This is a genomic window from Serratia sp. CC22-02 (genome assembly GCF_900182895.1).
Lineage (GTDB): Bacteria > Pseudomonadota > Gammaproteobacteria > Enterobacterales > Enterobacteriaceae > Serratia > Serratia nevei.
The window spans coordinates 103,735-118,198 of record NZ_FXUD01000008.1; the positions used below are offsets into that span (position 1 = coordinate 103,735).

At 57.8% G+C, this 14,464-nt stretch carries 13 protein-coding genes; 12 read left to right on the forward strand and 1 reads right to left on the reverse strand.

Annotated features, from left to right (window positions below):
* Nucleotides 1-68: 68 nt before the first annotated feature.
* Nucleotides 69-989 (reverse strand): LysR family transcriptional regulator, encoded by a 921-nt coding sequence (locus QOL81_RS21770; RefSeq protein ID WP_033649471.1) that lies wholly within the window; start codon nt 987-989, stop codon nt 69-71.
* Between the two features lie 426 nt (nt 990-1,415).
* On the opposite strand from QOL81_RS21770, the gene QOL81_RS21775 reads away from it, so the two are divergent.
* From QOL81_RS21775 to QOL81_RS21830, 12 genes are all read left to right on the forward strand, one after another.
* Nucleotides 1,416-1,619, forward strand: a complete 204-nt coding sequence (locus QOL81_RS21775; RefSeq protein ID WP_072265485.1) for a DUF4762 family protein — start codon at nt 1,416-1,418, stop codon at nt 1,617-1,619.
* Between the two features lie 176 nt (nt 1,620-1,795).
* Complete coding sequence (locus tag QOL81_RS21780) at nt 1,796-2,461, forward strand: DsbA family protein (protein WP_060422932.1); 666 nt, start codon at nt 1,796-1,798, stop codon at nt 2,459-2,461.
* Entirely contained in the window at nt 2,461-3,405 is a 945-nt protein-coding gene (locus tag QOL81_RS21785) for a lysophospholipid acyltransferase family protein (protein ID WP_060422935.1), read from the forward strand. Before QOL81_RS21780 ends, QOL81_RS21785 begins: the two co-directional genes overlap by 1 nt.
* A gap of 19 nt (nt 3,406-3,424) precedes the next feature.
* Nucleotides 3,425-5,548, forward strand: coding sequence for a peptidase domain-containing ABC transporter (locus QOL81_RS21790; protein ID WP_060422938.1), 2,124 nt, complete (start codon nt 3,425-3,427; stop codon nt 5,546-5,548).
* A complete protein-coding gene (locus QOL81_RS21795) occupies nt 5,532-6,713 on the forward strand; it encodes an efflux RND transporter periplasmic adaptor subunit (protein ID WP_458575498.1) in 1,182 nt (393 codons plus the stop codon). The genes QOL81_RS21790 and QOL81_RS21795 overlap by 17 nt, the downstream gene beginning before the upstream one ends.
* Nucleotides 6,703-8,661, forward strand: a complete 1,959-nt coding sequence (locus QOL81_RS21800) for an ABC transporter permease (protein WP_080432963.1) — start codon at nt 6,703-6,705, stop codon at nt 8,659-8,661. Before QOL81_RS21795 ends, QOL81_RS21800 begins: the two co-directional genes overlap by 11 nt.
* Nucleotides 8,658-10,037 (forward strand): efflux transporter outer membrane subunit, encoded by a 1,380-nt coding sequence (locus QOL81_RS21805; RefSeq protein ID WP_060422943.1) that lies wholly within the window; start codon nt 8,658-8,660, stop codon nt 10,035-10,037. The genes QOL81_RS21800 and QOL81_RS21805 overlap by 4 nt, the downstream gene beginning before the upstream one ends.
* Nucleotides 10,038-10,039: 2 nt before the next feature.
* Nucleotides 10,040-11,293 (forward strand): beta-ketoacyl-[acyl-carrier-protein] synthase family protein, encoded by a 1,254-nt coding sequence (locus QOL81_RS21810; RefSeq protein WP_060422947.1) that lies wholly within the window; start codon nt 10,040-10,042, stop codon nt 11,291-11,293.
* 11 nt (nt 11,294-11,304) lie between these two features.
* Nucleotides 11,305-11,547, forward strand: coding sequence for an acyl carrier protein (locus QOL81_RS21815; RefSeq protein WP_060422950.1), 243 nt, complete (start codon nt 11,305-11,307; stop codon nt 11,545-11,547).
* A 545-nt stretch (nt 11,548-12,092) separates the two neighbouring features.
* A complete protein-coding gene (locus QOL81_RS21820) occupies nt 12,093-12,641 on the forward strand; it encodes a tyrosine-type DNA invertase (RefSeq protein WP_044030581.1) in 549 nt (182 codons plus the stop codon).
* Between the two features lie 480 nt (nt 12,642-13,121).
* On the forward strand, nt 13,122-13,643 hold the full coding sequence (locus QOL81_RS21825; protein ID WP_060422953.1) for a fimbrial protein: 522 nt from the start codon (nt 13,122-13,124) through the stop codon (nt 13,641-13,643).
* A gap of 96 nt (nt 13,644-13,739) precedes the next feature.
* On the forward strand, nt 13,740-14,417 hold the full coding sequence (locus tag QOL81_RS21830) for a fimbrial biogenesis chaperone (protein WP_060422955.1): 678 nt from the start codon (nt 13,740-13,742) through the stop codon (nt 14,415-14,417).
* The last annotated feature ends 47 nt before the right edge of the window (nt 14,418-14,464 follow it).

Genomic DNA, 14,464 nt, shown 5'->3' on the forward strand with positions numbered 1-14,464 from the left:
TTATGTCCAAAAATGCGGTAATCCCCGCGGCTTTTTGCGGCCGCGGGGAAATAATCAGAGCAGGGAACTCAAAAATAATGGCTGATATTTTGGTAGGAACCGATGATATGTTCGATCAGCAGACGGGTTTTTAACGGCAGATTGCGGGTGTAAGGATAGACGGCGTAAATGCCCAATACTTTGCCGCAGTGGCCGGCCAAGATCTCGGTCAGCTTGCCGTCCTGCAAATCTTCATACACCATGCAGCGCGGCACCATGGCGATACCGTGGCCGCCGATCACCGCTTTGCGGATCGCTCGCGCATTGTTGGCCGACAGGTTGCCGTTAACCTGCAGCTCGTAGATTTCGTTGCGTCCCGGTCGTTTCATCAGCCAGTTGGCGGTGCCGCTCTCCTGGTAGGTGTAGGTCAGGCAGTTGTGGCCAAGCAGGTCTTCGGCGCTACGCGGTTCCGGGTGGCTTTCCAGGTACCCCGGCGAGCAGACGATCACCCAGCGGGAATCGAAGATCGGCCGGGCAATCAGGCTCGAATCCGGCATGGTGCCGGTGCGGATCGCCAGATCGATACCTTCTTCCACCAGATCGACAAAGCGGTTTTCCAGCCGCATCTCGACCTTCAGGCTGGGGTGCAGAGCGCAAAATTCCGCCACGCTCTCGCTCAGCAGCAGCTCGCCGGAAATGGTCGGCACCGACATGCGAATGGTGCCGGTCAACTCTTCGCTCTTTTCGCTGACGGCGTACAGCGCCTCCTGCACTTTGGCGCCGATCTCTTTGGCCTGCTGGTAGAGCGCCTGGCCGCTTTCGGTCAGCGTCAGGCTGCGGGTGGTGCGGTATAACAGCCGGGCACCCAGCGATTTTTCCAGCCGCCCGATGCGTTTACTGATCACCGAGCTGGTGATGCCGGCGCTCTCTGCGGCCTTGCTGAACGAGCCGCAGTCGACAATCAGGGCGAACAGAATCAGGTCGTTGGCGTATTCGTGAGTGGCGAGCATGGGCATCCTGTAGAGTGAGAGTCCTGCTGCCCAGTGTAAATCCGGCGCGGCAGGAAGCAATCTTTTCAGCGTGTTGCACGTCGTCGCCAACTGGTCAGATCTGAATTTTTCTTATTTGTTTTTTCATTTTATTGAGAAATATCCTTTTATGTTTTTCTTGCTTTAATAGGCTTTGATCTACTTTTCTTGTTTTTAGACCAATTTAAATTGGAATAGTCCTGTGTTCACGGCTTACTTATTCGATTAACTTTCTCTTGCAGTGTAAATAATTGTATTGATCTGCTCGTTTGGGATGGCTATGCTTTTTCCCGAAGCGCTCTCATTGTTATTAGTTAGATGGTTTTAAAATGTATTGAAGAATTGCTCTGTCTGCCGACAGAGTAATGGGTAGTGTGTTTATATTTTAATATATATAAGGATATTGTAATGAAGAAAATCAATCTGTCAGAAGCGGGAAACATCGTCGGCGGTACTTTTGTTTGTACCAGGGAGTTTGCCTGGGTGGGCAGCGGCAATAACCGCACCTGCCAGCTGGTCACCACCTGTGCCGATAAGTTTGGCGGTGTGAGAAAGACTTATCACCCGGCGCCGGTAGCAAGCTGCCCGTCTAACCCAACCACGCCAAGCTGAGGCGGGTTAATCCCCTGCATTTAGATTAGCGGTGGGTCGGCGGGCAGCGTTCGCGCTGGCCCGCCTGATACCGGGCGAAAAGTCATCTTTACGTTCTCATTATTTACGGTATTAACTCTTTTTCATGTATTCACCCTGCCGGGTGAGTATTAATATATGCGCAGGATGCGTCCGTTATGTATAAACGTCCCTTGCTTTTCATTAGCTACACGCTTGTCATTATTTTTTCCTCTTCTTTTCTGACCGCCTTTTATTTTAAATATTACGTCATGCAACCGCCGGAGGCAGAAAGCCTGAGCTTTATCGCCCCGGAAAAAATCGAGCAAAGCCCGTTGCAAGACGATAATACTATTGTCGAAGTCTTCTCTTATGCCTGCCACTATTGTGAAGTCAACGAAAGCGGCGTGGCCGAGCTGGAAAAAAGTTTACCGGCGGGGGCCAAATTGGTGCGCTTGCACCTCAGCGACGACAGTCAAGCCGGCATGGCGGCCTTTGCGCCCCTGTTCGCCACGCTGACGATCATGGGGATCGAAGCGCAGCATCGCCCCGCCGCTTACCGCGCCATTATCAAAGAAAACCTCAACCTGGCGGACGACAAACAGCTCAGCGCCTGGCTGACGGCCAACGGTATCGATGAGGCCGCCTATCAGCAGGCCAGAGAGTCAGAGCGGGTCAAAGAGCTGTTGGCGTATATGACGGCAGTGAGCCGTTATTACCAGATCAACGCGACCCCCAGTTTTATCGTCAATCGCAAATGGCTGGCGCTGCAAGATCGTGAGTTTGCCGCTTTCAGCCGGCAGCTGCTGTCGCTGCTGCAGCACGATAAGCCGCTGGCCCCGTGATGCGCCTGCTCGCGGTTCGGGGGTATTTGGCCTGGCGCAACGGCCTGGACGCGATGGCCCGCTTATCGGCAACGGGGGCCGGGATGGGCAACCGCCTGACGTGTGCTGTGCTGCGGCGCGTGGATTATCGCCTGTGGCTGGAAGTGCGCCGGCGGTTGAGGGGAAGCAGACCGCAGCGTCGCTTTCGCCACCGGCATGCGGTAGCGCTGGCGAACCGCCAGAGCCTGTTGGGGGAGGGCAAGCTGGACTTCGCCTGGCTGATGCAGCGGCGGCAGTGGCTGGATCTCGCGGCGGTCTATGCTCGCAATGCGGCGCTGATGAAGCATTTGGCGCACTGTTCCGCGCAGCTCGATCGGGTCGTGGAACCTCTGCATCGCGCGGGCGTGCCGGTGCTGCTGGCACCGATGCATACGGTCTCCGACGTGTTGGCGACGCTGGTCGGTGCGAATGTTTATCCCAGACGAGCCACGGTGATCGTTTCCGGCGATGTGCAGGCGTTTGCGCGGCGAGCATCGGAAGACGAATGGCGGCAGCAGCTCGACTATTGCTCGATTCACGACGATCCGCGGCACATCGCCGGCACCTTATCGCAGGCGATGCTGGAAGCGGCGGAACATCGGCGCAACATCATCCTCTTCCCGGACATCACGCCAGATTACACCCTGCACAGCAATCAGGATGCTGCGGCCAAACTGGCCTGTCATCTGTTCGGCCGGCCGGCGCATTTGCACAGCGGCCTCGTTCGGCTGTCCCGGGCGCTACGGGCTCAGGTGGTGTTCTATTCGCTTTATTTCGATCGCGGCATCCGCATTCACATCGAAGAGCCGGTCGCTGCAGACCGGGTCGGCCGCGCCATGCCGGCGATCGTCGAGCGAACCCTCCGGCGGCATGCGGATGATTGGCTGTTATGGCATTCGCACTCTTTATTTTTCATCAACGAATAAGTCAGGAATATCACTACGTATGGAAAACATCCTTCCTACGCCGGTCTTGCAGAGCGAAATCAATGAGTGCGGGCTGGCCTGTATCGCCATGCTGGCGGAAACTCAGGGCATTCGCGCACCGTTGACGGAACTGCGGGAGCGTTATCCCGCTTCGCAGCACGGCACTTCGCTGGCGACGCTGTGCGCCATTTTGGGAGAGCTGGCGCTACCGGCTTATCCGGTGGCGTTTGAGCATCAGGATCTGGCGGCGCTGCCTTTACCGGCCATTTTGCATTACGGCGCAGGCCACTATGTGTTGCTGGCGTATCGCCAGGGGGGGTACGTATGCGTAATGAATCCGGCATTGGGGCAGCAACTGCTGCCGTACGCTGCCCTGAAAGCGGAAATCAGCGGTTATGCGTTGGTGCTGGATCGCGATGAGATACCGGCTGGTGCACCGGCCCCGCGCAGCGGCCGCCGGCGCGCTTTCGCCAGCTTAAGCCTGAAGGATACCGCCGGCATCACCGGCATTTATCGCCTGGCGGCGATGACGTTTTTTATCTCGCTGACGCTGTTCATCATGCCGATGATGGTCGCCAGCGCGATCAATCAGGTGTTCGCCATGGCCGGCGAGGTCGCGTTCCCCTATGCCTACTATCTATTGGCGTTCGTGGCGTCCACGGCGTTGGCGCTGGTTGCTCGCATCTTTACCGAACGCTTCATCAAAAATTTCGTGTTGTTGCACGGCGCCGCCGGTTTTTCTCGCCTGCTGGAAAACTCGCTCAATTTCTTCAGCAAACGCGCCCCCGGCGAGATCTTCAGCCGTTTCACCAGTTGGCAGATGGCCGCCGGCCAGAAAATCGAACTGGATAACGGCCTGCGCACCGACTGGATCATTGGGGCCATCGCGCTGGCGGTGATGGGGTATCTGAGCCCGATGCTGGCACTGGTGCCGGTTGTCGGCGTGCTGCTGATGGGGGCGGTCAGCGTGTGGGCCATCTACCGCGATCGGCATTACACCCAGCAGCTGCAGGTGCGAGGCGCGGTGCAAAATGACTTCATCCTGGAAACCATCCAGGGGTTTTCGACCATCAAGTCCGCCGGCCTGGCCGGCCAGCGGCAGGAAGGGTTCGCCGAACATGCCCGCTCGCTGTTCAACTGCCTGCAGCAGCAAAAGATCTATGAGCAGATAAAGGGCAGCATTTACCAGCTGATCGGCAGTCTGGAGATGGTGTTGTTCATGCTGCTGGCGTTGCCGCTGCTCAAGGAGGGCGAGCTCAGCCTGGGGGCATTCTTCGCCTACAGCTTTCTGCGCGAAATCTTTACCTCGTACAGCAGCAAGATCTTTTTCGCCGTTTTGCAGAAAAACCAGATGCACGTCATCGATGAACGCGCGCGGGACCTGTTTCCTGCGGTATCCGTTCGGGCACCGTCTGAGGACGAAAGCGTGAGCCATTTTGACGCGCAGCTGGCGTATCGGGGGGTGACCTTCGCTTACGACGCCGGCCAACCGGTGTTGCGCGATTTGTCTCTGACGCTGGAACGGGGAGAGTGTATTGCCATTTGCGGCGGTTCCGGCGCGGGTAAAAGCACGTTGCTGAAGGTGCTCGCCTGTCTGCTGACGCCGCAGCAGGGGGCGCTGGCGCTGGATGGGCGCGTGCTGGCAAGCGCCGCCGCGCAGCGGTTGTTTTTCCTGCAAAGCCAGGAGGACATTCTGTTCAATGCCTCGGTGTTGCAGAACATCACGCTGTTCGCGCCGTCGGCGCCGGGCCAGCAACGGCAGGTGGAGCAGGCGCTGCGCAGCCTGGGGTTGGCGGACGCGGTGGCGCAGCTGCCGGGGGGCGTGAATGCCCTGGTGCGGGAGAGCCATGCCGGGCTGTCGCTGGGGCAACGCCAGCGTCTGTTGTTGGCGCGCGCCATGTACAGCCGTTGCCCGGTGTTGGTGCTGGACGAGCCGACGGCAAATCTGGATGAAAAGACCGCGGCGACGGTGATGTCGGCTCTGGTAGCGCATTGCCGTGAAAATCGTAAAACCCTGGTGACGGTCACCCATAATCCGCGGCTGTTGCCGTTGTTCGATCGGGTCTTGCGCATGTCCCAGGGGCGGTTGGTGCCTGAATTCCCCCATGACGTCAGGATGAATGATTGTGCTGCGGTGGAGTGACGAGTCCGGGAAGAGACGCTGGCGGCGAGTGGCGCTGGCGCTGGGCGTTTTGGTGGCGGTGGTTGGCGGGCTGTCGTTGCTGAATCGGTCTCCTGACATGCAACCACCGCAAACGGCGCGCGTCGAGCGCGGGGACATCGAAAAAAGCGTGTTGGCGACCGGTATTCTAAAACCGATCCGGCAGGTGAACGTTGGCGCACAGGTCAACGGGCAGTTGAAAAAACTGTATGTCAAACAGGGGGACAGGGTGACCCAGGGGCAGCTGTTGGCCGAGATAGATCCGACGCTGCAGCTTAACGAGCTGCGCAAGTCACAGGCCGAATTACGCAGCGCACAGGCACAGAAACTGGCGAGCCAGGCGCAGCTGAAGCAGTACCAGCTGGAACTGACGCGGCAAAGGGCGCTGGCGCGCGACCGCGCCGGCGTGGCCAGCGATTTGGAAAAAGCGCAGGCGCAGCGCGACGCGCAACTGGCGCAGTTGAAAGTGAACGAGTCGCAGATCGTCCAGGCCGAAGTGGCGCAGGAAACCGCCAGGGCCAATCTGGCTTTTACCCGTATTACCGCCCCTATCGACGGCGAGGTGCTGGGCATTGTCACCCAGGAAGGGCAGACCATCGTCTCGTCGCAAAGCGCGCCGACCATTTTGGTGATGGCAGACGTGGATACCATGATGGTGCACACCCGCATATCGGAAAATGACATCTTGCAGGTGAAGACGGGGCAGCCGCTGTGGTTTTACGTCGCCGCCGATTCCAGCCGCCGATATGAGGGGGCCATGGGTGCGATACAGCAGGCGCCGGCGGAGGCGCTGGAAACCGACCCGCTGGGCAGGAACTCAAGCCAGCAAACGGCGGCGGTGTATTACAACGGCGTGTTTGCCGTCGCCAACGATGAACGCCGACTGCGCACCTCGATGACGGCGCAGGTATTTATCATTACCGAACGCGCGCAGGGCGTGGTGCGGGTGCCGATCGCTGCGCTGGGCGAGGCATTGGATGAAGGGGATTACCAGGTCAAGGTGTTGGAAGGCGAGCAGACCGTGGTACGCCGAGTGCGTATCGGTACCCGCGATCGTCGCTATGCCGAAGTGCTGGAAGGACTGAGCGCAGGGGAACGGGTGCTGCTGGATCAGCAGCCTGATGCGGAGGAAGGCCATGTCAGCTAACGCCGAGCCCATTATTGCGTTGGAAAACGTCTCGCGCGAGTTTCAGGCCGGGGAGCAGAAAATTGCGGTCCTCAAGCGCGTATCCCTGAGCATTCAGCGGGGGGAATTGGTCGCTATCGTCGGCGCCTCCGGTTCTGGAAAATCGACGCTGATGAACATCATCGGCTGTCTGGACAAGCCTTCTCAGGGCAATGTGTACATCAACGGGGTGGCTATTGGGCAAGCCGACGGCGATCGCCTGGCGCAGCTTCGCAGCCGGCATATCGGCTTTATCTTCCAGCGCTATCATCTGATGCCCTATCTGACCGCCGGCGAGAATGTGGCGATCCCGGCGTTGTATACCGCCATGCCGGCCGCAGAGCGCCGCCAGCGGGCAGCGTATTTGTTGGCTCGGCTCGGGTTGGCGCAGCGCGGCGGTCATCGCCCGGCGCAGCTTTCCGGTGGGCAACAGCAGCGGGTCAGTATTGCCCGTGCCCTGATGAACGGTGCGGAAATCATTTTGGCCGATGAACCGACCGGCGCGCTGGATAGCGCCAGCGGTCAGGCGTTGATGGCCATTTTGCACGAGCTGAACGCGGTCGGGCACACCGTCGTTATCGTGACGCACGATCGGCGGATCGCCGAGCAGGCACGGCGGATCATTGAGATCGGCGACGGCGAGATCGTGGCGGATCGTCGCCATGAGGCCTCCCGACAGCCTGCTACGTTCGAACGGCCGCTATCGCCGGTAGCCCCCCTGAAGCGCATGGCACCGGGTGTGGCGCTGAAAGAGGCTGTCGGTATGGCCTGGCGAGCATTGCTGGGGCATCGGGTCCGGGCCGTGTTGTCGATGCTCGGCATCATTATCGGCATTGCGGCGGTGGTCTCCGCCATCGCCATCGGGGAGGGCACACGGCGTAATATTCTCAAGGAAATCAGCCAGCTTGGCACCAGCACGTTGGAGATTCGCCCTGGCCTCGGGTGGGAAAAATCGCGCCCTGATTTCGCGCGTTCGCTGAGCGCGCGCGATGCTGCATTGTTGGCGGCGCTGCCTTACGTCGACAGCGTCTCGCCGGTGATCGGCACCCAACTGCTGGCCGTTCGCGAAGGCAAACAGGTGCCACTCGCCGTGATGGGCGTCGGCGAAGGGTATTTCCGCACGCAGGGCATTCGCCTGCTTTCCGGCGGCCTGTTAACCGCGCAGGATCTGAGTGAGCGTGCACCGGTAGCGGTGATTGATCCCTTGTTAAAGCAGGCGCTGTTTTCTTCCCGGCTAGACCCGGTAGGCGCGGTATTGCTGATAGCGGGCGTGCCTTATCGGGTGATTGGCGTCGCGCAGCGTCGCGGCGCTCAATACGCCGGCTCTCAACCGCTTGCCTGGCTGCCCTATACCTCCCTCACCGGCCGCATCGCCGGCGATATGCCGCTGGAATCCATTGTGATGCGAGTGAATGAAAAACTGACGCTGGAAGAGGCGGGGCGGGATGCGACCCGGCGTTTGATCGTAGAACACGGGCGGCGGGATTTCTTCACCCTGACCGACGATCAGCTGATGCAATCCATTCAGCGCGCCTCAGACTCCATGCAGCTGCTGATTACCGCGATTGCCGCCATCTCGCTGCTGGTGGGCGGTGTGGGGGTAATGAACATCATGCTGGTTTCGGTGACGGAACGGACCCATGAGATCGGCATTCGATTGGCGGTGGGCGCTGCTGAGAGAGACATTATGCGGCAGTTTCTGATCGAGGCGGTGGTGATCTGCAGCCTGGGGGGCGTGTTGGGGATCGCCTGCGCCGCGTTGGTTAAAGGGGCTCTGAGCGGATTGGCGCCGCAGGTGACGATGATCTTTACCTGGCCGCCGCTGTTGCTGGCCTGCGGATTCTCGGCGTTGATCGGTGTCGGGTTCGGGTTCTTTCCCGCCCGCACCGCCGCGCGCCTGCAGCCGGTGGAGGCGCTGGCGCGAGAATGAGCCGACTTTGGGTTTGTGGGCTGGTGATGCTGTCGCTGAGCGCCTGCGGATGGCAGCCGATCGACGCCACGGCGCCACCGTCGTTGCCGCCGCAGTGGCGCGTGGTCGATGAGCGCTCCGGTTCACTGCGCGCGGGCATCGCCTGGTGGGAAAACTTCAACGATCCGCAACTGTCGGCGCTGATCGACGGCGTGCTGATTGCGAATCAGGATCTGGCGCTGGCCGGATTGCAGTGGCGTGAGGCCATGTTGGAGGCCGGATTAGCGCAGGGCAATTTGACGCCGGATCTGGCCGCCAGCCTGAGTGGCCGCAATACCCGAGCGCTGCGGGGCACGACTACGCCGCAGGAAAGCTACCGTGCAGGGCTTTCTCTGAGCTATGAACTGGATTTATGGGGCAAGCTGGCGCGCATTCGCGAACAGGCAGAATGGCAGGCCGTCGCCTCGGCGTTGGACCGGCGCAATACCGCGTTGACCTTGATAGGGGCTACCGCGCGCGGGTATTGGCAGATTGCCGATTTGAATCAGCAAGTTATCCATCAGCAACGGATGGTGACGATCGCGCGTGAAACTTTGCGGCTGGTGGCGGCACGTCACACCGCGGGCGATGTTGGCCGATTCGAGCTGTTGCAGGCGGAACAGAACCTGTTGGCGAGAGAGAATCAGCTGCATGAGCTGGAGCGGCAGCGGGAAGACGCGCGTAACTCGCTGGCGTTATTGTTTGGGCGATCGCCGCTGCTGCGCTATAGCGAACGGCGTTCGTTGCCGCTTGAAGAGGTGGCTATCGCGCAGCGCCTGCCGGCGGCGGTGATTGCACGCAGGCCGGATGTTCAGGCGGCAGAGCGCCGCCTGAGAGCGGCGCTGGCCGGTGCCGAGGCGGCCAGGTTGAGTTTTTATCCGACGCTGAGCCTGGAAGCCGGGTTGGATGCCGGCAGTGGGCTTTTCCGCCGGTGGTTCAGTGAACCTTCGCGTTCGCTGGGGGCCACGTTGACGCTGCCGTTTATCGAATGGCGCAAGATGCGCTTGTCCAGTGACAAAGCGGCGTTGCAGGCGCAGCGGGCGGAGATTCAATTTCGCGATGCGGTCTACCGCGCGCTGGCCGATGTGGACAACGCCATGCGACAACGCCTGGAAGCACAGCGGCAAATCGGCAACCAGCGGCGGCATCTGGCGATGAGCCGGCAAGCCGTGGCGTTGGCGCGGCATCAATATCAGGCCGGTTCCGTCGCGCTGCAAACGCTGCTGGATGCGCAAGAGGCGGTGTTGACCAGCGAAAATTCGCTGTCGGCGCTGCAATACCGCTACCTGAACGCCACGATGCAGCTCTGGCTGGCGCTGGGCGGCAACGAGGCTTTCGCATCGGGGCAAGGAGAATAAGCATGGAGAAAATAAGACGAGTGGTGGTCACCGGTTACGGTGCCGTCACCGCGCTGGGCGGCAACGCGCAGCAAAACTGGCAGGCTATCATGGCCAGCCGCCTGGCCTATCGCTATCACGATAAATCGGCGGCAGGGATCCACGCGCGCTTTTTTGCTTTGCTGGAGTCTGAACCGCCGCTGGAGGGCGTTGCTGCGCGGGTAAGTCGCCGGCTACCCAGATTCGCCAGGTTGGCGCTTGCCGCCGCCGCAGAGGCGATCGAAATGGCGTTTTCATCCTCTTACAGGGGGCCTGCGCACTTTTATTCGTCGTTGGAGTGCGGGGCGATTATCGGCAGCGGCTGGGGAGGGCAGGATGAGATCATGCAAAACAATGCGGACTATCTGCAATCCGGATTGGGGCAGTTGTTTGGCTGTTTTCACGCGATGCCCAATATCGCGACCGCCATATGCGGCCAGCATTGGCTGCTACGGGGTTATCAAGGCTCGCCGGCGGCGGCCTGTGCGACTGGCGGCATCGCGATTGGCGATGCGTTTGAAGTGATTCGCAGCGGCCGCGCCGCAATGATGCTGGCTGGCGCGTCGGAATCGCTGAGCGGCAACGGTGCGATCTGGAATATGGATGCGTTGCGTTTGTTGAGCCGGGAGCAGAAAGATATCACCAAAGCCAGCTGCCCGTTCAGCCGGGATCGCAACGGTTTCGTCCTGGCGGAGGGGGCCGCCGTGTTATGCCTTGAGGAACGGGAAGCGGCTTTAGCGCGTGGTGCGACGATCCTGGGGGAGATCAAAGGGTACGGCAATTTTTCAGACGCTTTCGATCTTACCGCCCCGGCGGAGGATCAGCAGGCGAAAGTGAAAACCATACGACGGGCTTTAGAGCAGGCGAAGCTCGACAGTCATAAAATCGACTATATCAATGCGCATGGCACCTCTACGCTGCAAAACGATGTGAGCGAAACCGAGGCGATCAAGGCGGCTCTGGGGCGCGATGCTTACCGCACGCCGATTTCCAGCACGAAATCCTATACTGGGCACCTGCTTGGCGCATCCGGCAGTTTTGAGGCCATCGTCTGCCTGCAAGCGTTACAGCAACAAATGATGCCGGCAACCTGCCATTTGCACGAGACCGATCCCGAATGCGATCTTGATTATATTCGCGAGGGGCATCGGCATGGCCGTCTGCGTAATGTCATGAGCCTCAGCTTCGGTTTCGGCGGCGCCAATGCGGCGCTGGTATTTGGTTATCACAATGAATAGCGATAGGGCCTATGGAAAAGTATCATCGGTTATATGAGACGATTTGCGGCATGTTGTACGAAGCCAGAGGGCTGGAGAGAACGCAGCTGTCGGCAGATATGCCGCTACAACAGCTTGGGCTGGACAGCCTGGATTATATGGAGCTGATGCTGGTGGTTCGGCGAGAATTCGGCATTACGCTCACTGCGGAAATGCTTATCGAACACCCTGAGTTGACGCTCGGTGAATTGTGCCACGTGATAATCCGTCAATAATTTCATCCCCCCAGGCGATCGCTTGTTGAGGTCAGGCCTGGGTTTTTTTCGTCTGTTGTGACTGCCATTTCATCTCTTACCCTTCCAGTTTCACTCTGTTATCGATATCCATAATTATTAATGCTTATCCGTCAGGTTAATATGAACCCGTGATGGCGGTTTTTCATTCTCATTTTGGCGGTGTTATTAATGGCGAGTGTTAATGACATGGCAATATTTTTTAGGAATATTCTTTGTTTTGCCGGTTAATTTATCAATCTTACGCCACATCGTGCCAGGCAGTGATAACGCAAGCTAAAGCAAACAGGAAGCCGTGTGGTGATAATGCCGGGAATCTGCGGAACCCATTCGCAAGAGCGACTCACAAGGGTGGTTGATGCCCGTGATAATAACGCCTGTCGCGCTGTTCGCATTCGGCAAATCCGCTATACTCCGCGCTGGATGCAGGAACCTATCCATAAGCCAGGGGCTACCCTGAGTGTCCATTGTGGTGACGTAAAAGGAAAATGACAGCCACATTTTTCCGAGCAAAGTAATGAGGTTGTATGTCTAATCGTAAACATCTGACGCCTTCCGAAGTGGAGAGACTGCTTGAGGTCACGCTGCAGGGAAAGAATCCAGAACGCGATTATTGTTTGATTTATATGTGTTTTATTCATGGGTGTCGCGCCAGCGAAATAGGGGGGTGGCGCTTATCGGATATCGATCTGGAAGGCGGTAATATCTATGTACATCGGTTGAAAAATGGCTTTTCCACCGTCCATCCGCTCTATCTGCGCGAAAGACAATGTCTGCGGCGCTGGTTGGATAAGCGTCAACGGCACCGCTGGGCCGATCAAGAGTGGCTGTTCCTGTCCAACCGCGGTGGCCGTCTGTCGCGCCAACGTATTTACGGGTTGATTCGCCATTACAGCAAGGTGGCCAAATTGGAGGTCAACGCTCATCCACATATGCTGCGGCATGGCTGCGGATTTGCATTGGCGGACCGCGGTATCGACACCCGTTTAATTCAGGATTACCTCGGGCACCGAAATATCCAGAATACGGTGATTTATACCGCCAGCAATGCACAGCGCTTTAAGGAAATTTGGTAAGTGTGATTTAAGTTAATAACGATAAGGAGTCACTTTGAACTAAACTGAAACATACTGTAAGGACGCGTAAAAACAATGTCAATATTCCCATGCCCTCTTTCCTGCTTAAAGCTTAATTCTTTTTGAAAACAGTGTGTTGTGATTTTTTCTCGTATCCCCTACCTCCTCTTAATCTAAGCAAAATCCTAATCAAAAATCCGCGGATTTAAATCATTGAGTTTACGTCTTGGTTTTTTAGTCTGATTTAATATCACTTTGTTACTCAGCTGGTTTTAAATCCTGTTAAATGGGTTTTTATTGGTTTTAAAAACCAAAGGAGTCACTTTAGTTCAAAATGAATCGTTTGGGTGAATAAGCCCGAAGCCATTAATCAGTCTGGCTACGGCCCTTCACATTCATGGAACTAAATAAAAGGAATGACATTAAGGATATGTCGGAAATAAACCCATGCATATTTTGCATAATTTTAAGGAAAGTAGGATGAAAAAGAATCTGTTGGCTGTAGCTGTATTGACCGCGTCCGCATTTATCCCCTCTGCATTTGCTGCTGACGGCGCGCTGAATATCACTGGCACCATTACCGATCAGTCTTGCACCGTCGATCCGGACTCCCAGAACAAGCAGGTCGCTCTGGGTAAGATCGCTAAAGACGCATTCACCCTGTCTAAAACCGCCGGCGCCAAAGCCTTCAACCTGGTGCTGAAAAACTGCCCGGCCACCGTCACCGGCGCCACCGTGCGTTTTGACGGCACTCAGGTGCAGGGGCAGTCCGGGCTGTTGCAACTGACCGGTGCCGGCAGTGCCGGGGTCGCGGGCGGTATTGGCGTACAGCTGCTGGACGACGGCAGCAACGTGCTCAATATCGGCAACGATTCCCGCGTCTATACGCTGGCAGAGAACAAAGACAACGTTCTGGGCTTTGTCGCGCGCTATTTCGCTTATGACGACGTTTCCGTCGGTAGCGCCAACGCTACGGCCAACTTCACCATCGTTTATCAGTAAGGCTATGCCGTCACGGCGGCGAAACAGTTAGAAAAATGAGCCAGAGGGCGTGTTCTCTGGCTCTTGTTCATCGGTGATGGGAACGGGAAGAAAGAGATGAAAGCTGGATACTTTGCGCTGACGGCGGCGTTGTTGATGACGCTTTGGGCTCCGGTACAGGCCGGCGTGGTAGTGGGTGGGACGCGCCTCATCTATGACGGCGGTAAAAAAGAGTCTGCTCTGAATATCAACAATCCGGATGCGGTGCCTTATCTGATCCAATCCTGGGTCGATGCGCAAGAGGGCGATAGCGCGAAAGCACCTTTTATTATCACGCCGCCGCTATTTCGCTTAGACGGGGGCCAAAATAACCTGCTGCGCGTGGTACGTGCGGGCGGCAATTTACCGACGGACAGAGAGTCGCTGTATTGGCTGAATGTGAAGGCTATTCCTTCGGTGGAAAAGAAAGAGAACACGCTGCAAATTGCGATCAAGACCCGCATCAAGCTGATTTATCGCCCGCAGGGGCTCGTCGGCAATCTGGAAGAGGCGGCCGGTAAAGTGACGTGGCGGCGCAGCGGCGATCGTTTGCAGGTGACCAACCCTTCTCCCTACTACCTCACCTTTTTCAATTTGAAGCTGAATGGCCGCGCCATTACCGGCAACACCATGGTGGCGCCGCAGGCGAGCGCCAGTTTCCCGTTGCCGACGGCAAGTGGCGCAGGTGGCAGCCTGAGCTGGCAAATCATCAACGACTATGGCGGCACCGGCCAGACCTTCACCAGCACGTTATAACCGGGCCGCGGTGCGTGTTTTTTTGCTCTGGGATAACGCTGGAGCAG